The sequence below is a fragment of the Streptomyces sp. NPDC001219 genome (assembly GCF_053597915.1).
Genome location: NZ_JBSFJF010000055.1, coordinates 17,475 through 35,267, shown reverse-complemented (window position 1 = coordinate 35,267; position 17,793 = coordinate 17,475). Strand labels below are relative to the sequence as shown.

The window sequence follows — 17,793 nt, the reverse complement described above, 5'->3', positions numbered from 1 at the left end:
ATCTTCGGGTGTGCGGGAGCGGCTATCTCCCCGAGAGCAGGACCATCAGCACCACCGCGGCCACGGCCAGCACCACGCCCATCCGGCGGAGCTTCGCCTGCACGTCGCGCAGCTCCTCAGGAGGTTCGTCGGGCGGATCTGACCACAGCATGTACCGATCCTGGGCCCGGGAACGGCCGTGGCGCCTGAGTACGCGTACTCAGGCGCCACGGTGCAAAGGACTAGTCAGTGCATCATGCACCGACCTGGCGGCCCCGGCGGCCACCCGGTGTCAGCCGGTCAGTGCGGCCAGTAACTCGTCCGCCAGGCCCGCGGCCCCGGATGCGGCATCCGCGACCGCGCCGGAACGGTGGACGCGGGGTCCGACCACTCGGTGCCGCGGTCCGCCTCGCCGGGCGCGATGGCGGCGGCGGCCACCGCGCGGGCCTGTACCACCGCCACGGCGGCGGCCAGCTCCTCAGGGGTGGGATTGCCCCGTACGACCTTGATCATGAAGAACGGCTCCCTTCGCCGGTTCCGCTCGCTGCTGCTGGTTCCGCCGGTCAGAGCGGGATGTTGCCGTGCTTCTTCGGCGGCAGCGACTCGCGCTTGTTGCGCAGCGTGCGCAGCCCGCGGACGATGTGCCGGCGCGTCTCGGACGGCGTGATCACCGCGTCGACATAGCCGCGCTCGGCCGCGACGTACGGGTTGAGCAGGGTGTCCTCGTACTCCTGGATCAGCTCCTGGCGTCGCGCGTCCTGCGCCGCCGGGTCCTCGATCGCGGCCAGCGTGCGGCGGTGCAGGATGTTGACCGCGCCCTGTGCGCCCATCACGGCGATCTGCGCGGTCGGCCAGGCCAGGTTGAGGTCCGCGCCCAGGTGCTTGGAGCCCATGACGTCGTACGCGCCGCCGAACGCCTTGCGCGTGATGACCGTGATCAGCGGGACCGTGGCCTCCGCGTACGCGTAGATCAGCTTGGCGCCGCGCCGGATGATGCCGTCCCACTCCTGGTCGGTGCCGGGCAGGAAGCCGGGCACGTCCACGAAGGTGAGCACCGGGACGTTGAACGCGTCGCAGGTCCGCACGAACCGGGCGGCCTTCTCCGAGGCCTTGATGTCCAGGATGCCCGCGAACTGCATCGGCTGGTTGGCGACCACACCGACCGCATGGCCCTCGACCCGCCCGAAGCCGGTCAGGATGTTCGGCGCGAACAGCGGCTGGGTCTCCAGGAATTCGTGGTCGTCCAGGACATGCTCGATCGCGGTGCGCATGTCGTACGGCTGATTGGCCGAATCCGGGATCAGGACGTCCAGCTCACGGTCGACGTCCGAGGTCTCCAGGTCCGCCTCCTCCGGGAAGGCGGGCGGCTCCGAGAGGTTGTTGGACGGCAGGTAGGACAGCAGCCCCTTGACGTACTCGATGGCGTCCTTCTCGTCGCCCGCCATGTGGTGCGCCACGCCCGAGGTGGTGTTGTGCGTCCGGGCGCCGCCCAGCTCCTCGAAGCCGACGTCCTCACCGGTGACGGTCTTGATGACGTCGGGCCCGGTGATGAACATGTGCGAGGTCTGGTCGACCATGACCGTGAAGTCGGTGATGGCGGGGGAGTAGACCGCGCCGCCCGCACACGGGCCGACGACCAGGCTGATCTGCGGGATCACGCCGGAGGCGTGGGTGTTGCGGCGGAAGATCTCGCCGTACATGCCCAGCGAGACCACGCCCTCCTGGATGCGCGCGCCGCCGGAGTCGTTGATGCCGATGACCGGGCAGCCGGTCTTGAGGGCGAAGTCCATCACCTTGACGATCTTCTCGCCGAAGACCTCGCCCAGCGCCCCGCCGAAGACCGTGAAGTCCTGCGAGAAGACGGCCACCGGACGGCCGTCGACCGTGCCGTAGCCGGACACCACGCCGTCGCCGTAGGGGCGGTTCTGCTCCAGCCCGAAATTCGTCGACCGGTGCCGCGCGAACTCGTCCAGCTCGACGAACGAGCCCTCGTCCAGCAGCAGATCGATGCGCTCACGCGCCGTCAACTTGCCTTTCGCGTGCTGCTTTTCCACGGCACGGGCGGAACCGGCGTGCGTGGCCTCTTCGACCCGCCGCTGCAGATCCGCCAGTTTGCCCGCGGTGGTGTGGATGTTTGCTTCCGGCTCGGACATCGGGATGCGGCTCCTGCTCGTCCTGGACTGGTGCTCGTACTGAGGGTGGTACGGGTTTGGCTACCGATTCGTAGCGTATCCGCGGGACTGCTCAGCGGCACTGCGTCGTTGACCACACCTAGGCTGGTCCCATGACGCCTCAACCACCGGAAAACCGGGACAAAGACGCCGGCCGCTGGAGCGATCTGGGCCGCCCCCCGCTGAACGCCACGGCGCTGCGGCGCGCCCTGGTGCGCCCCGGCGCGCTCTGGACCTCCTTGGACGTCGTCCCCGCCACCGGCTCCACCAACACCGACCTGGCGGCCCGCGCGGCCGAGGGCGCGGCCGAGGGCGCCGTCCTGGTGGCCGAGGAACAGTCCGCCGGCCGCGGCCGCCTCGACCGGGCCTGGTCGGCGCCCCCGCGCTCCGGCCTCTTCTTCTCCGTCTACCTCACGCCCCGCGTTCCCGTGGAGCGCTGGGGCTGGCTGCCGCTGCTCGCCGGAGTCGCCACCGCCACCGCGCTCTCCCGGACCGCCGGCGTCGACACGGCCCTCAAGTGGCCCAACGACATCCTGGTCACCCTCCCCGAGGACGCCGCAGGACCGGAAGGCGCCACGGCCGAACGCAAGGTGGGCGGCATCCTCGCCGAACGGGCCGGCCCCGGCGTCGTCGTCGGCATCGGCCTGAACGTCTCCCTCACCGCCGGCGAACTCCCGGTGCCCACCGCCGGCTCCCTGGCCCTGGCGGGCGCCCGCAGCACCGACCGCGACCCGCTGCTGCGCGCCGTCCTCCGCTCGCTGGAGGAGTGGTACACCGCCTGGCAGTCCGCCGACGGCGACCCCGGCGCCAGCCGCCTCCAGGAGGCCTACGCCGCCGGCTGCGCCACCCTGGGCCGCTCGGTACGCGCCGAACTCCCCGGCGACACCGCGCTCACCGGCGAGGCGGTGGCCATCGACGCCGACGGCCGCCTGGTCCTGGCCACCGCGGACGGCGTACAGCAGCCGGTGGGCGCGGGCGACATCGTCCACCTGCGCCCCGCGGCGCCCCGGCGGCCCGAGGGCGATGACTCCCCGGAACCGTGAGGCCGGTCGGGTGGCGCGCACCCGGTGCCGGCGCCCGGACCAGCCCCTCTACCACGGCGCCCGCCGCGCCGACGCCTCCCCGCCTCTTCCTTGGTCAGAGCCGACATGTGAGAGTGAGCCAGAGCACACCTGCCGTATCGTTGAGGCGGTCCGCCAGGGAGCGGGCCACCGGCGAGCAGTGATCGGAAGGGCAGTGCGCAGGGATCGGACAGGGAGCGGCCGGTGACCGCCGACGACTCGGGCGCCGCCTCGCGCGAGAGGGACTCCGAGGACGGTGCGGTGGACGACGTCCCCGTCAGCGACCCCCCGGGGGCCGGCGACGAGAACGACGAGAACAACATCGCCGTCCGCCTCGAACAGCTCATCCTGGGCGCCGACCGCCGCTACACGCCGTTCCAGGCGGCCCGCGGCGCCGGTGTCTCCATGGACCTCGCGGCCCGCTTCTGGCGCGCCATGGGCTTCGCCGACATCGGCCAGGTCAAGGCGCTGACCGAGGCCGATGTGCTGGCTCTGCGCCGCCTCGCCGGTCTGGTCGAGGCCGGTCTGCTCAGCGAGGCCATGGCCATCCAGGTCGCCCGCTCCACCGGGCAGACCACCGCCCGACTGGCCGACTGGCAGATCGACTCCTTCCTGGAGGGCCTCACCGAGCCCCAGGACTCCGGCCTGACCCGGACCGAGATCACCTATCCGCTGGTCGAGCTGCTGCTCCCGGAGCTGGAGGAGTTCCTCGTCTACGTCTGGCGGCGCCAGCTGGCCGCCGCCACCGGCCGGGTCGTGCGGGCCCAGGACGACGCCGAGATGGTCGATCGGCGCCTCGCCGTCGGCTTCGCCGACCTGGTGGGCTTCACCCGGCTGACCCGCCGTCTGGAGGACGAGGAACTGGGCGAGCTGGTGGAGGCGTTCGAGACCACCTGCTCCGACCTGGTGGCCGCGCACGGCGGGCGGCTCATCAAGACCCTCGGCGACGAGGTCCTCTTCGCCGCCGACGACGCCGGTATCGCCGCCGAGATCGGGCTGCGGCTGATCGAGACGATGGCCCACGACGAGACGATGCCGGAGCTGCGGGTCGGCATCGCGTTCGGCACGGTCACGACCCGGATGGGCGATGTGTTCGGCACGACCGTCAACCTCGCCAGCCGTCTGACGTCGATAGCGCCGAAGGACACCGTGCTGGTGGACCAGGCGTTCGCCGAGGAGCTGGGCCGGATCGGGGACGCCCCGGTCTCCGAGGCCGATGCCGCGGCGGCCGAGAAGGCGGCCGAGGAGGGCACCGGCGCCCCGCCCCCGACCTACCGCTTCGGGCTCCAGCCGATGTGGCAGCGCCCGGTGCGCGGTCTGGGCGTCGTCGAGCCCTGGCTGCTGAACCGCCGCGACTGACCCGGGCGCCGGGCAGCGGGCGGGCGCCACCGGGCAGCGACCGGGCGGCACCGGCGGGCGGCCGGCGCCCCTGAGTGGCCCGTCGGCCGGGCCGGTGCCGTGTCCCGCCGCGGTTGTCCACAGGCGGAAAGCCCGTCCTGTTCCTCCGGGCCGCCAGCTGACATGATCCCCCCGTCAGGTCAACGACCGTTAACAGGGAGGGCTGTATGCAACGGCAACGGTTCGGTGCGGACGGCTGGGTCGCCGTCGAGCGGCACGGCTTCGTGGCGGAGCTGGTCATGGACCGCCCCAAGGCCATGAACGCCGTCTCCACGGCCATGGCCGACAGCCTGGCGCAGGCCTGCGCCGAGCTGGCCGCGGACCGCTCCGTCCGGGCGGTGGTCCTCAGCTCCACCCATGAGCGGGCGTTCTGCGTGGGCGCCGACCTCAAGGAGCGCAACTCCTTCACGGACGCCGACCTGATGCGCCAGCGCCCGCACACCCGCGCCGCCTACACGGGCGTACTGGAGCTGCCGGTGCCGACGATCGCCGCCGTGCACGGCTTCGCGCTCGGCGGCGGCTTCGAGCTGGCGCTGGCCTGCGATCTGATCGTCGCGGACGGGACGGCCGTGGTCGGCCTGCCGGAGGTGTCCGTGGGCGTCATCCCGGGCGGCGGGGGGACACAGCTGCTGCCGCGCCGGGTGGGTGCGGCGCGGGCGGCCGAGCTGGTGTTCACCGCGCGGCGGGTGCCGGCGCCGGAGGCCGTGGAACTGGGCCTGGTCGACCAGCTGGCGGCGGACGGGCAGGACCGGGCCGAGGCGCTGGAGCTGGCGGCCCGGATCGCCCGCAACTCGCCGGTCGGTCTGCGGGCCGCCAAGCGCGCCCTGCGGCTGGGGCACGGGCTGGACCTGCGGGCGGGGCTGGAGGTGGAGGACGGTGCCTGGCGCAGCGTGGCCTTCTCCGGGGACCGGGCGGAGGGTGTGGCGGCCTTCAACGAGAAGCGGGACCCGGAGTGGCCCGGCGAGTGAAAAACGATCACTCTCCGTAAGGCCCCCGCTCGGCCCTCCTCCCCTCCGGCCCGACCAGGGGCGACGCGCATAACGCCCGGGTGTCGATCGCACACGGAAAGGGGCGAAAGGGGTTAAACATTCCTACGCTGTAATACAGAGCGTGCTCACGGTGACGGAATGCGAGGGCCTCCGGTGACGGGCGAGGGCGATGCGCGGCTGCGGGCCGTGGTGGAGCTGGCGCAGGCGATGGCGGCCGCGCACACACCGCGCGAATCGGCGCATGCCGCGGCGCTGGGCGTGCGTCAGGCTCTGAACGGCTCCTTCGCGGCGATCTCGAAATGGGAGCGCGAGCTGGGAAAGCTGCGGGTGCTGGTCAACACGGGTGAACTCGCCGAGGGCGAGGAGGAGTTCCCGGACGACGAGAGCTACCCCGTCCATGAGTTCCCGGAGATCGTCGGCTTCCTGCACGAGCAGTGGGCGGGCGGCGGTGAGCCCAGCGCCTGGGTGGAGACCGCCGAGGGGCCGTTCGGCGGTCCGGTGACCGGGCCGCTGGACGAGGGCCCGGCCGGCGGCGGTGGCGGCAACCGCCAGCGGATGGCCGCGCTGCGCCGCCGCGGCCGGGGCTGCTGTGTGGTGGCGCCGATCGTGCTGCACGGGCGGGCCTGGGGTGAGCTGTATGTCGCGCGCCGGACGGGGGAGCCGGTGTTCGGCCGGGCGGACGCCGACTTCGCGAGCGTGCTCGCCGCGGTGACCGCCGCCGGGATCGCGCAGACCGAGCGGCTGGCGGAGGCCCGCCGGCTGGCCTTCACGGACTCCCTGACCGGTCTGGCCAACCGCCGGGCCGTCGACATGCGGCTGGACGAGGCGCTGGAGCTGCACCGCCGGGACGAGGTGGTGGTCAGCCTGGTGGTGTGTGACCTGAACGGGCTGAAGCGGGTGAACGACTCGCGGGGCCACGCGGTCGGCGACCGGCTGCTGGAGCGCTTCGGCTCGGTGCTGTCGCTGTGCGGTGCGATGCTGCCGGGCACCCTCGCCGCCCGGCTCGGCGGCGACGAGTTCTGTCTGCTGGCGGTGGGACCGCCGGCCGACGAGGTGGTCAAGGTGGCCGGTGAGTTGTGTGACCGGGCAGGGGAGCTGGACCTCGGTGAGGGGGTCGCGGTCGGGGTCGCCTCGACCGGCGATCCGATCGGGCCGGTGCGCAGCGCCCGCCGGCTGTTCCGGCTCGCGGACGCCGCGCAGTACAAGGCCAAGGCGGCGCGGTCGGGTGAGCCGGTGATCGCCGGGCGGCACGGCGGCAAGGACGACCCGGTCGTCCGGCTCGCGGACGCCCCGGACCGGCGGTCGGGGCCGGAGCGCCGGCGCTTCCGGAGGTGAGGCGGTCTGCTTGTGCGCCACACCGGCCGGCCCGGAGCCCGGGTAAGGGGTGATCCCGAAATCCGGTGGTGACATCCGGCGATTCAGTCTCTAGGGTTCCTGAATATGGATATGCACACTGTGGTGCTGGGGACGTCCGGCACGACCGCACAGGACGTCATCGCGGTGGCCCGCGGCGCGGCCCGGATCGAGCTGTCCGGGGAAGCCCTCGCGGCCGTCGCCGCCTCCCGCGCCTTCATCGACGAACTCGCCGCCAAGCCCGACCCCGTCTACGGCGTCTCCACCGGCTTCGGTGCCCTCGCCGTCCGCCACATCAGCCCCGAGCTGCGGGTCCAGCTCCAGCGCAACATCGTGCGTTCCCACGCGGCCGGGATGGGCCCGCGGGTCGAGCGGGAGGTCGTCCGCGCGCTGATGTTCCTGCGGCTCAAGACGCTGGCCTCCGGGCACACCGGCGTCCGCCCGCTCATCGTCGAGACGATGGCCGCCCTGCTCAACGCCGGCATCACCCCCGTCGTCCACGAATACGGCTCGCTCGGCTGCTCCGGCGACCTCGCGCCGCTCTCGCACTGCGCCCTGGCGCTGATGGGGGAGGGCGACGCGGAGGGTCCCGACGGGGTGGTCCGCCCGGCCGCCGAGCTGCTGGCCGCGCACGGCATCGAGCCCGTCGAACTGCGCGAGAAGGAGGGCCTGGCGCTCCTCAACGGCACCGACGGCATGCTCGGCATGCTCGTGATGGCCTGCGCCGACCTCGCCCGGCTGTTCACCTCGGCGGACATCACCGCCGCGCTCTCCCTGGAGGCGCTGCTCGGCACGGACAAGGTCCTCGCGCCCGAGCTGCACGCCATCCGCCCGCACCCCGGGCAGGCCGCCTCGGCCGCCAACATGGCCAAGGTGCTCGCGGGTTCGGAGCTCACCGGTCACCACCAGGACGACGCCCCGCGGGTCCAGGACGCCTACTCGGTCCGCTGCGCCCCGCAGGTGGCCGGCGCCGGCCGGGACACCCTCGATCACGCCCGGCGCGTCGCGGAGCGGGAACTGGCCGCCGCGGTCGACAACCCGGTGGTGCTGCCGGACGGCCGGGTCGAGTCCAACGGCAACTTCCACGGTGCGCCGGTCGCCTATGTCCTGGACTTCCTGGCCATCGCAGCGGCCGACCTCGGTTCCATCGCGGAGCGCCGTACGGACCGGCTGCTGGACAAGAACCGCTCGCACGGGCTGCCCGCCTTCCTGGCCGGTGACCCGGGTGTCGACTCCGGGCTGATGATCGCCCAGTACACCCAGGCCGCGCTGGTCAGCGAGCTGAAGCGGCTGGCGGCGCCGGCGTCGGTGGACTCCATCCCGTCCTCCGCGATGCAGGAGGACCATGTCTCGATGGGCTGGTCGGCGGCGCGCAAGCTGCGTACCGCGGTCGACAACCTGGCCCGGATCATCGCCGTCGAGCTGTATGCGGCGACCCGGGCCGTCGAGATGCGTGAGGGCCTGACGCCGGCGCCCGCCACCCGCGCCGTACTGGACGCGGTGCGCGAGGCCGGCATCCAGGGGCCGGGCGGGGACCGCTTCCTGGCACCGGACCTGGAGAGCGCGTACGCGTTCGTACGGAGCGGGCAGCTGGTGGCGGCCGTGGAGCCGGTCACCGGCGCGCTGGACTGACGGCGGCCGGGCGCCGTCCGGGGTCCGTCAGCAGGTCTCGTCGCGGGTGCGGCGGACGGAGTAGCTGACCAGGCCGGCGCCGAACGCGAGACAGGCGGCGCCGGCGATCACATACGGGGTGGTGTCCGGGCTGCCGGTGTCGGCGAGGAAGTGCGGGGTGCCGGGGTGTCCGTCGGCGCCCGTCGCGCCGGTGTGCGAGGTGGCCGCCGCCGACCCGCCGCCGGTGTCCCGCACCCCGACGGCCGTACGGCTGTCCAGGTCCGGTCCGGCCGGTGCGGACGCCATCCGCAGCGCCGGGCCCGACGCACCGTCAGCACCCGCTGTGGCGTTGGCGGAGGGCACGAACCACAGGGCGAACAGCACCGATCCCGCGGCCGCGGCGGTCAGTAGTGGTCGTCGTGCGGTCACGGAAGCGATCCCCCTTGTGGGTGCGGCGAATTGGCCGTTGACCGCAGATGTTAATGACCGCCGCGGGTCGCGGGGAAGTCGGGACCCGTCCATGCCTAACCTCCGTGCTATGAGCAATGGTGAGACATCACGTTTTGTGCGCCTTCATGTGGAATTGATCATGGAGGTCACCGACGCCGCCCGGCTGACCGGCGCCGCCGTCGGCCACATCGAAGGGGACCCCGCGCTGCCCGACGAGGAGCGCAGACAGTCGCTGGAGACGGTCCGGGAGGACCCGGCGGAGGCGCTGGCCCATCTGATCGACCCGTTCGACCTCGTCACCAAGGTGCCGGGCGCCGAACTCGCACAGGCCTCCTGGAGCAGCGAGGAGCTGACCGACTACGACCCGGACGCCGAGTGGGACGCGGCGGAGTGGGATCTCGCGGACGACGCCGACGGGGAGGGCTGACCGGCACCCCTGAGAGGCCATGGCCCCCGTACGGCTCCGCGCCGTACGGGGGCCGCCTGCGTTGCCGGGGTGCCGGGCCGCCGTGCACCGGTGCCGAGTGATCACCATTTGCCCGTTCCCATGACATAAGTGGCCTTCCCCACACTTCGTGGAGGCATGGAACGGGCGAAACGGAAAAGGCGTTCATATGGCGTCGGTCGGAATACCAGCGTCCAGATGAGCCGGCGTTCAGCTGGCTGCTCACTCGGGGAATCGTGCGGGAGTCGTGCGAAATCGGTAGCAATGGAGATACGTGTGATGACGGACAGCAAGCGCCGGAAGGGCCTTATAGCCAGCGCCGCGCTGCTCGGGGGCGTACTCACGCTGTCGGCGTGTGGTGGCAGCGTCGCGGCTGACCGAGGTGATGACGGCGCCGGCGCCGACCGGCACGAGAACAGCCGGCAGGTGGACGAGGCGGCCGCCAAGGACGCCTCCGACGCCCGGATCACGATCCTCCCGGAGGACGGCGCCACCGACGCCGGCCTCAACAGTGACGCGCGCGTCACGGTCAGCGACGGAAAGCTCACCGACGTCACCATGACCTCGGTCGAGACCAAGAAGGCCGTCGAGGGCACGCTCTCCGGCGACGGCAGTTCCTGGAAGCCGGACCAGCCCCTGAGCCGCTCGACGAAGTACAAGGTCACCGCGCACGCGGAGGACTCCCGGGGCCGCACGGCGGTGGAGAACTCCAGCTTCACCACCGTCGCCCCGGCGAACAGCTTCATCGGGAACTTCACGCCCGAGGACGGCTCGACCGTCGGCGTGGGCATGCCGGTGTCGATCAACTTCGACAAGCCGGTCGAGAACAAGGCGGCGGTCGAGTCCGCGATCACCGTCTCGTCGAGCAGCGGCCAGCAGGTCGTCGGCCACTGGTTCAACGACAAGCGGCTGGACTTCCGCCCCCAGGACTACTGGCAGGCGAACTCCGAGGTCACCATGAAGCTGGGCCTGGACGGCGTCGAGGCCTCGCCGGGCGTCAAGGGCATCCAGAACAAGACCGTCAGCTTCCGGGTCGGCCATGCGCAGATCAGCACCGTCGACACCAAGGCGCACGAGATGACCGTGGTGCGGGACGGCCGGACCGTGAAGACCATCCCGATCTCGGCGGGCAGCGACGAGAACGCCACCTACAACGGCAAGATGGTCATCTCCGAGCGGTTCAAGCAGACCCGGATGAACGGCTCGACGGTCGGCTTCAAGAAGCACAACGGCAAGGGCGAGTACGACATCCCCGACGTGCCGCACGCCATGCGCCTGACGAGTTCCGGCACCTTCATCCACGGCAACTACTGGGGCAAGGGCATCTTCGGCAAGAACAACACCAGCCACGGATGCATCGGCCTGGAGGACGCCAAGGGGGCCAAGGACGCCAAGACGGACGGCGCCTGGTTCTTCGACCACTCGCAGACCGGTGACGTGGTCGACGTCGTCAACTCCCCGGACCAGAGCGTCAAGCCGGACAACGGCCTGAACGGCTGGAACATGGACTGGTCGCAGTGGGTGGCCGGCAGCGCGGTGCGGTGACGGCACCACCACTCCCCGGCCCCTGACGGCCGGTCCGCTCACCCCAGAGCGCACGACGTGACCGACGCCCGGCCGCGCCCGTTCCCACGGCGCGGCCGGGCGTCGTCGCGGTGCCACGGCCCGCCGCAGGCACCGGCGGCGACGCCCCGTCCGGCGCGGCCGGGCCGTCCGTAGAGTGAACGGGTGAGTGAGCGCGGAGGAAAAGGGCGCGGCGGACCGTCGCCGTCGGCCGGTGAACTGGTCGGGCAGGTGCTCGGCAGCGTCCGCTACGCGCCGGACGGCGAGCGGGCCGAGGACGCCCTGGAGGCGGGCGCCTCCATGCTGGCCGCGGCCGAGGCCGGCTGGGCGGCGGTGAGCGCGGCGGTGGTCGAGGCCGCCGTGGCGGGCGTACGGCAGTGCTGGGCGGGCGGCTGGCACCCCGCCGACCTGGTGCGGATCGTCCGGCGGGAGGCCTCCGGCGCCGCCCTCGTGGCGCTGGTCGTCGACGCCGTCGCGGCCGAGGCGGCCCGGCCGCCGGCCCGCCGCCCCGCTCCGGACCCGCGCTGGGCCGAGCAGCTGCGGCAGCTCGGCGCCGAGGTCTGGTGGCCCGCCGACACCGGCTACCTCGACGCCCTGGCCGGGCGCCGCCGCGCCACCCGCTTCGAGACCGCCTACGACGTGCTGGCGGCGCTGCGGGTGCTCGCCCGGCTGCCCCGCATCACCCCGCTGCCCGCCCCGCCGGCACCCGGCGGCCGGAGCGGCCCGGCGGACGCCGCCGCGACACGTGCCCTCGGGCGTATCCGCGGTCTGCTCGCCAAGGCCGAGGCGACCGACTACGCCGAGGAGGCCGAGGCGCTGTCCGCCAAGGCACAGGAGCTGATGGCCCGGCACAGCATCGACGAGGCGCTCCTCGACGGCCCCGAGGGCGGGACCGACGGCCCGTCAGCGGTCCGGATCGGCATCGAGGGCCCCTACGAACAGGCCAAGGCGCTGCTGCTCGACGCGGTCGCCGCCGCCAACCGCTGCCAGGCCGTCTGGGCCGCCGACGTCGGCTTCTCCACCCTCGTCGGCTTCGCCCCCGACCTGGAGGCGGCCGAGATGCTCTACACCTCGCTGCTGCTCCAGGCCACCGCCGCGATGAGCCGCGCGGGCGACGCCCGCCACCACACGCTCAAGGAGCAGGGCGGTGTCCCCGTCACCCGCGGCCGCTCCCGCCGCACCCGGGACTTCCGGCAGACCTTCCTCGTCGCCTACGCCGACCGCATCCGCGACCGGCTCGCGGCGGCCACCGCCGCCGCCACGGAGGCCGCCACCGCCGAGTCCGCCCCCACGGCCCCCGGCCTCCTGCCGGTCCTCGCCGCCCGCGCCCGCGCCGTCGAGCGGACCACCGGCGACCTCTTCCCGGACACCGCCCCGGTCCGCCTCCGCGGCATCCGCGACGCCGACGGCTGGCACCAGGGCAGAGCGGCGGCGGACCGGGCCCGGCTGGGGGAGGGGTGAGCGCGCGGGCGACGGCCGGAACGCCCCGCGCCCTCCACGCTCAGGGCGCGAAGTACGCCCCCGGCGGCACCCCGACCGCCCGCCGGAAGGCCGCGACGAAGGCGCTCGGGGAGGCATAGCCCACCCGCGCCGCCACCGCCGCCACCGTGGCGCCGCCCGCCAGCAGCGGCATCGCCGCCTGCAGCCGGACGCGGGTGCGCCACTGCCCGTACGGCATCCCGGTGTCCGCCACGAACGCCCGCGCCAGCGTCCGGCCGCTCGCGCCCACCCGGGGACCCCACTCCGCCAGCGTCCGCCCGTCCGAGGGGTCGGCGCGCAGCGCCTCCGCGATCCGGCGCGCCCGCGGGTCGTGCGGCATCGGCGCCTGGACCGTGGCCACCGACACCGGCCGCAGCTGGTCGAGGACCACGGCCTCGGCCCGTTCGCGCGGCGCCGGGTCCAGCGCGCCGTCCGACAGATACGAGATCAGCTCGCGCAGCAGCGGTGAGACGCCCACGACGGTGGGCGCCGACCAGGTGACCGGGCAGCGGTCCGGCAGGAAGTACAGGCTCCGGAACAGCGCCTGGCCCGGGGCGCCGGTGGCGTGCGCCGTGCCCGCCGGAATCCACAGCGCCATGGACGGCGGCAGCACCCAGGTGGTGCCGGTGGCCCGTACGGCCAGAACTCCCCGCCGCGCCCAGGCCAGTTGATGGTGCTCATGGCGATGGCGGGCGAACCACTGCCCCCGGCGCATCGCGAAGCTCCCGACGACGACCGCCGCCCCGGCGGGCGGCCCCGGCGGCGCGACCTCCCCCTCCCGCCCGTCCGGCTCCGCCCCGCCGTCCGGCCGCTGCCCGCTGTCCGTTCCGCGATACAACATGTCCCCCTGTCGCGTGGTGGTCACCGCGGCCGCTCCCTACGCTCGCCGCATGACCTCCATGAATCGCTATCACCAGTGGTTGTGCAACTCCCGGATGTGGGCCCGCGCGGTCGCCACGGACCTGTTGCCCTGGGCGCTCGACGACGTACGACTGGGCGCCGAGACCCTGGAGATCGGGCCCGGCTACGGCGCCACCACGCGGGTGCTGGCGGGCCGGGACGGCAGCCGGCTGAGCGTCCTGGAGGTCGACGGCGGGTCGGCGGAGCGGCTGCGCGCGGAGTACGGCGACCGGGTCCGGGTCGTGCACGGCGACGGCTGTGCGATGCCCTTGCCGGACGGCGGTTTCGACACCGTCGTCTGCTTCACGATGCTGCATCATGTGCCCTCGCCCCGGCAGCAGGACGAGCTGTTCGCCGAGGCGTTCCGGGTGCTGCGGCCGGGCGGTGTCTTCGCGGGCTGCGATGGCCGGGCGAGCTGGGGCTTCCGCCTCATCCACCTGAAGGACACCTACGTCCCGGTGCCGCCCGAGACCCTCCCGGACCGGCTGCGCGCGGCCGGATTCCACACCCCCGCCCTCAGCCTCCGGAAGGACTACTTCCGCTTCCGCGCCGTGCGCCCCTGAGCGGGCGGGGGACGGGACTTCGCGGACACGCCTACGCCAGCAGGCCGCGCTCCAGTGCCGTGATCACGGCCGCGGTCCGGTCCGACACCTCCAGCTTCTTGAACGCCCGCAGGAGATGGGTCTTGACCGTGGCCTCACCGATGAACAGCTCCCGGCCGATCTCGGCGTTGGTGAGCCCCTGGCTGACCAGCCGCAGCACCTCGCACTCCCGGACCGACAGCAGCGGCGCCTCCACCGCCCGCGCCCGGAACAGCTTGGGCGCCAGCGAAGGGGTCAGCACGGTGGCGCCGCGCGCCGCACCGTGCACCGCGTCGATCAGCTCCGCCCGGGAACTGCCCTTGAGCAGATAGCCGGCCGCGCCCGCCTCCACGGCGCGCAGGATGTCGGCGTCGTCCTCGTAGGTGGTGACGATGACGACCCTGGTGCGCGGCGACCGCCGCAGGATGTGCCCGGTGGCGGCCACCCCGTCCATCCCGCCCATCCGCAGATCGAGCAGCACCAGATCCGGTGTGAGCCGTTCCGCGAGGGTCACGGCCTCCTCGCCGGAGCCCGCCTGCCCGACGACCGCGATGCCCGGGTCGGATTCGAGCATGGCGCACAGGCCCTCGCGGACGACGGGATGGTCGTCCGCGAGCAGCACCCGTACCGCCGCCGTGTCCGCAACGCCCGTCACCCGCAACGCTCCTCATCCCTCGCCGTGGCTGTGCCCGTGGCTGTCGCCGCTGCCGCTGCCGCTGTCGCCGCCGTCCGCTGTTCCGCCGCTCCGGGCCGCGGCGCCGGCGGCCCGGCCGGCCGTTCCGCCGCCCCGTCCAGGGGCACCTTCACCTCGACCGTGGTGCCCGCTCCCGGTGTGCTCACCACCCGCATCGCCCCACCGATCTCCGCGACGCGGGCCGCCATCCCGCGCAGCCCGAACCCACCGTCCTCGTCACCGCCGCCGGGCCCGTCCCGGCCGGGGGCCTCGTCCCGGCCGCCGTGCGCCGCGCCGCCCGCCGTCCCCGCCGCCGTCGTGTCGAACCCGTCGCCGTCATCGGTGACGACGATCCCGACCTGCCCCGCGCCGTACCGCAGCACCAGGTCCACCGCACGGGCGCCGGCGTGCTTGCGCACATTGGTGCCGGCCTCCTGCGCGGCCCGCAGCAGGACGACGTTGACCGCCATCGGCAGCGGACGCTCGTCCCCCTCGACGGCGAACCGCGCCAGCAGCCCGGTCTGCGCGGCCAGCCCGTCCGCCTGCCGGCGCAGCGCCTGCGCCAGGGAACTCTCCCGCAGCGGGGCGGGCGTCCGGTCGGCGACAAAGGCACGGGCCTCCGCCAGGCTCTCCTCGGCCATCCGCCCGACCAGCGCGAGGTGTTTGCGGGCGGCGGCGGGGGCGCCCTCCACCTCCGCGTCGGCGGCCTGCACCAGGCTGATGATGCCGGTCAGGCTCTGCGCCAGGGTGTCGTGGATCTCCCGCGCGAGCCGCTCGCGCTCGGCGGCGATGCCGGCCTGGTGCGACAGCCGGGCCACCTGCGCGCGGTTTTGCCGCAGTTCCTCGATGAGGTCGGCGTGCTCCTTGTTCTGCCGTACCACCCTCTTGATCCACAGCCCGAGGAGCACGGACAGCGCGATCCCGAGCAGCGACGCCGGCAGCACGAACAGCACGAGCGGGGCCGTGGCGCCGCCCCGCAGCCACAGCAGCGTCACGGGGACGAGGTTGCCGAGCACGCCCGCCACGACGGCCGGCCGGGTGTCCAGGCTCATCATCAGCATCGGGACGATCGCGAACAGGGCGAACGCGCTGGTCAGATCGACCGCCGTGGCGATGCCGAACAGCGCGAACAGCCCTGCGGCGAAGCCGGAGTTCCGCCGGTCGCGCCCCTCACGGAGCATCAACGGCCGCCCGACCCCCGCGTACCAGGGCACGATCACGGTCAGCGCACCGATCGCGATCAGCCGCCCGGTCTGCGGCACGGCGGAGGTGAACACCAGCCCCGTGGTGACCAGATAGCAGATCACGAAGTAGCTGTCCCACAGCCCGAACCAGCGCATCCGTGTCTCGGGCGCGCGCCGCGCCTCACGCGTCACCGTGTCCCTCTCCCCGTATCCGAACGGCCCCGCACCGGGGCGCGGGCGCCCCGTGCCGCCGCGCCCCAGTCCTATCACCCTGCCGCACCCCGTCCGCCGTGGTGTCCACCGACCGGTGGACAGCGCATCCACCGGCCGGTCGTACCCCGGCAACAAGGCCCCGCCATAACGTCGTTGACGGCGGCCGGCGGATATCCCGGAAACCGTCGGAGCACCCGACCTCGCGGCATTGCGGAAAGGCCCCGGAATTCCATGAACAACCTCAGTCAGTTCGCCCTCGCGCTCATTGCCAGCGCCAGCATTCTCACCCTCATCCTGGCGACCGACCTGGGCCGCCGCCGGGTCACCAACATGCGGATGCTGCGTTCCGTGCTCGCGGTCGCCGTCATCATCGCGCTCTTCGTGCATTCCTTCCCGACCTCGGGAAACGCCCCGTCCTTCCAGCTCATCGGGGTCGGCGTGGGCGTGATCTGCGGACTGGTCGCGGGCGCCCTGCTCCCCGCCCACCGCGGCACCGACGGGCAGATCTACACCACCGGCGGATTCGGATACGCCCTCGTCTGGATCGTCCTCTCCAGCGCCCGGGTGCTTTTCGCCTACGGCGCCGAGCACTGGTTCGCCGAGGGCCTGGTCCGTTTCAGCATCGAAAACGAACTGAGCGGCCCGGACGTCTACGCGAACGCCTTTGTCTTCATGTCACTTGCCATGGTCCTCACCCGCACCGCGGTACTGGTCGCCAAGCGCCGCCGTATCCGCCGTGCGTCCGTGGAACCGGCCCCCGCGGGGGAGCGGCCGGCCACGGTCTGAGGGCCACGGGGCAGCGGCGCCGCCGGTCCGGGTCCGCCCGGTCCGGTCAGGCCGGCCCGGCCACCCGCGCCTCGCCGCGGAACACCTGCGCCGTATGCCAGCGGATGTGCTCGGGGGCGACCCGGGCACATCCGCTCTGGGGCCCGGTCAGCGGCCGCCCGGTGAGGGCGAGCACCTGTGTACGGGCCGCGGTGCCATGGCCCACGAACTCCCGGGACACCGCGATCCGCCGCCCGGCATCCAGGCCGAGCACGCCCCGGTCGAACAGCTTGTGATGCAGCGCGCACAGGCACAGACAGTTGGCGAGGTCGTCCGGCCCCTGGAAGGCCCACCACTGGACATGGGCGGCCTCCAGCCCGACCGGCACCCGCCCGATCGACCCGTCGAACCCGCAGAAGGCGCAGCGGTACTCGTACGCCACCAGCACCTGGCGGCGGAGTTCGGCGGCGCGCCGCCGCTCGGGCGCCGGTCCGGCGGTGCGCGGTGCCACCTCCGCCGGTTCCAGGTCGAGTCCGACGGCGGCGGTGATGTCCGGGTGGATCGACGGCGGGAAGTGGCTGTCCAGCAGCAGCTGCGCCAGCCGCCCGAGCAGCGCCGGTTCCGTGGACAGCGCCGCCCGCAGGCCCGGGACCAACTGCCCCCGCGCACCGCTCGCCCGCAGCACCCGTACCCCGGTGCCCGGACTGGTCTCCCCGGTGTCGGTGCGTACCTCCCAGACGCCGTCGCTGACGAGATGGTGGAAGGGGTAGGCGGGCGACGTCCGGTGCGCCGGACCGTAGTCCTGCAGCAGTTCGTGCAGATCACGCTCGATGTCCGAGTAGCGCATCGCGTCGTCGGGCCGCCGCTGGAACCGCCCCAGCGCGTAGAGCAGCAAGAGGGGTTTGTGCGGTGCGCGTGTCCCGTTGTGCGTCCACTGGCGCAGGTTTCCCACCCGCTCGATCCACTCCATGACAGGCG

The 17,793-nt window shown here is 73.2% G+C and carries 18 protein-coding genes; 10 read left to right on the top strand and 8 right to left on the bottom strand.

The genetic code is table 11. The annotated features are described in order from the left end of the window. Positions 1-22 precede the first annotated feature (22 nt). The 3 genes from mmpB to ACWC9R_RS28255 form a co-directional block, all read right to left on the bottom strand. Positions 23-151, bottom strand: a complete 129-nt coding sequence (mmpB, locus tag ACWC9R_RS28265; RefSeq protein WP_362604327.1) for a morphogenic membrane protein MmpB — start codon at positions 149-151, stop codon at positions 23-25. Between the two features lie 128 nt (positions 152-279). Then, positions 280-492, bottom strand: a complete 213-nt coding sequence (locus ACWC9R_RS28260; RefSeq protein ID WP_450735694.1) for an acyl-CoA carboxylase epsilon subunit — start codon at positions 490-492, stop codon at positions 280-282. 50 nt (positions 493-542) lie between these two features. Further along, positions 543-2,132 (bottom strand): acyl-CoA carboxylase subunit beta, encoded by a 1,590-nt coding sequence (locus tag ACWC9R_RS28255; RefSeq protein ID WP_362612626.1) that lies wholly within the window; start codon positions 2,130-2,132, stop codon positions 543-545. A 131-nt stretch (positions 2,133-2,263) separates the two neighbouring features. Between ACWC9R_RS28255 and ACWC9R_RS28250 the strand changes: the two genes are divergently transcribed. From ACWC9R_RS28250 to hutH, 5 genes are all read left to right on the top strand, one after another. Further along, on the top strand, positions 2,264-3,193 hold the full coding sequence (locus ACWC9R_RS28250; protein ID WP_450735692.1) for a biotin--[acetyl-CoA-carboxylase] ligase: 930 nt from the start codon (positions 2,264-2,266) through the stop codon (positions 3,191-3,193). 222 nt (positions 3,194-3,415) lie between these two features. Further along, positions 3,416-4,570: an adenylate/guanylate cyclase domain-containing protein gene (locus ACWC9R_RS28245; protein WP_450735690.1), complete on the top strand. Its 1,155-nt coding sequence runs from the start codon at positions 3,416-3,418 to the stop codon at positions 4,568-4,570. A gap of 206 nt (positions 4,571-4,776) precedes the next feature. Beyond that, positions 4,777-5,577 (top strand): enoyl-CoA hydratase/isomerase family protein, encoded by an 801-nt coding sequence (locus ACWC9R_RS28240; RefSeq protein WP_450735688.1) that lies wholly within the window; start codon positions 4,777-4,779, stop codon positions 5,575-5,577. 159 nt (positions 5,578-5,736) lie between these two features. Then, positions 5,737-6,933, top strand: coding sequence for a diguanylate cyclase domain-containing protein (locus ACWC9R_RS28235; RefSeq protein ID WP_450735686.1), 1,197 nt, complete (start codon positions 5,737-5,739; stop codon positions 6,931-6,933). Between the two features lie 105 nt (positions 6,934-7,038). Then, a complete protein-coding gene (gene hutH, locus ACWC9R_RS28230; protein WP_450735684.1) occupies positions 7,039-8,583 on the top strand; it encodes a histidine ammonia-lyase in 1,545 nt (514 codons plus the stop codon). Between the two features lie 27 nt (positions 8,584-8,610). Here the strand turns inward: hutH and ACWC9R_RS28225 are convergent, their stop codons facing one another. Next, complete coding sequence (locus tag ACWC9R_RS28225) at positions 8,611-8,991, bottom strand: hypothetical protein (protein ID WP_450735682.1); 381 nt, start codon at positions 8,989-8,991, stop codon at positions 8,611-8,613. A 160-nt stretch (positions 8,992-9,151) separates the two neighbouring features. On the opposite strand from ACWC9R_RS28225, the gene ACWC9R_RS28220 reads away from it, so the two are divergent. From ACWC9R_RS28220 to ACWC9R_RS28210, 3 genes are all read left to right on the top strand, one after another. Next, positions 9,152-9,439, top strand: coding sequence for a hypothetical protein (locus ACWC9R_RS28220; protein ID WP_362612612.1), 288 nt, complete (start codon positions 9,152-9,154; stop codon positions 9,437-9,439). A 297-nt stretch (positions 9,440-9,736) separates the two neighbouring features. After that, positions 9,737-11,002, top strand: coding sequence for a L,D-transpeptidase (locus ACWC9R_RS28215; protein WP_450735680.1), 1,266 nt, complete (start codon positions 9,737-9,739; stop codon positions 11,000-11,002). A gap of 249 nt (positions 11,003-11,251) precedes the next feature. Next, a complete protein-coding gene (locus ACWC9R_RS28210) occupies positions 11,252-12,481 on the top strand; it encodes a DUF2786 domain-containing protein (protein WP_450735722.1) in 1,230 nt (409 codons plus the stop codon). Positions 12,482-12,521: 40 nt separating this feature from the next. Here ACWC9R_RS28210 and ACWC9R_RS28205 read toward each other — a convergent pair whose 3' ends face one another. Next, positions 12,522-13,214 carry an AraC family transcriptional regulator gene (locus ACWC9R_RS28205; protein WP_450735720.1) on the bottom strand — a complete coding sequence of 231 codons (693 nt, stop codon included), beginning with the start codon at positions 13,212-13,214 and terminating at the stop codon, positions 12,522-12,524. 175 nt (positions 13,215-13,389) lie between these two features. On the opposite strand from ACWC9R_RS28205, the gene ACWC9R_RS28200 reads away from it, so the two are divergent. Further along, complete coding sequence (locus tag ACWC9R_RS28200) at positions 13,390-13,962, top strand: class I SAM-dependent methyltransferase (protein WP_450735678.1); 573 nt, start codon at positions 13,390-13,392, stop codon at positions 13,960-13,962. Positions 13,963-13,993: 31 nt separating this feature from the next. Here ACWC9R_RS28200 and ACWC9R_RS28195 read toward each other — a convergent pair whose 3' ends face one another. Together ACWC9R_RS28195 and ACWC9R_RS28190 are read right to left on the bottom strand one after the other, a co-directional pair. Continuing rightward, on the bottom strand, positions 13,994-14,635 hold the full coding sequence (locus ACWC9R_RS28195; protein ID WP_450735676.1) for a response regulator: 642 nt from the start codon (positions 14,633-14,635) through the stop codon (positions 13,994-13,996). Then, entirely contained in the window at positions 14,632-16,029 is a 1,398-nt protein-coding gene (locus ACWC9R_RS28190; RefSeq protein ID WP_450735674.1) for a sensor histidine kinase, read from the bottom strand. Before ACWC9R_RS28190 ends, ACWC9R_RS28195 begins: the two co-directional genes overlap by 4 nt. Before the next feature lie 252 nt (positions 16,030-16,281). Here ACWC9R_RS28190 and ACWC9R_RS28185 point away from each other — a divergent pair, with 252 nt between their 5' ends. Continuing rightward, positions 16,282-16,836, top strand: coding sequence for a hypothetical protein (locus tag ACWC9R_RS28185; RefSeq protein WP_450735672.1), 555 nt, complete (start codon positions 16,282-16,284; stop codon positions 16,834-16,836). A 46-nt stretch (positions 16,837-16,882) separates the two neighbouring features. Here ACWC9R_RS28185 and ACWC9R_RS28180 read toward each other — a convergent pair whose 3' ends face one another. Then, positions 16,883-17,785 (bottom strand): phosphorothioated DNA-binding restriction endonuclease, encoded by a 903-nt coding sequence (locus tag ACWC9R_RS28180; protein WP_450735671.1) that lies wholly within the window; start codon positions 17,783-17,785, stop codon positions 16,883-16,885. Positions 17,786-17,793: the final 8 nt, after the last annotated feature.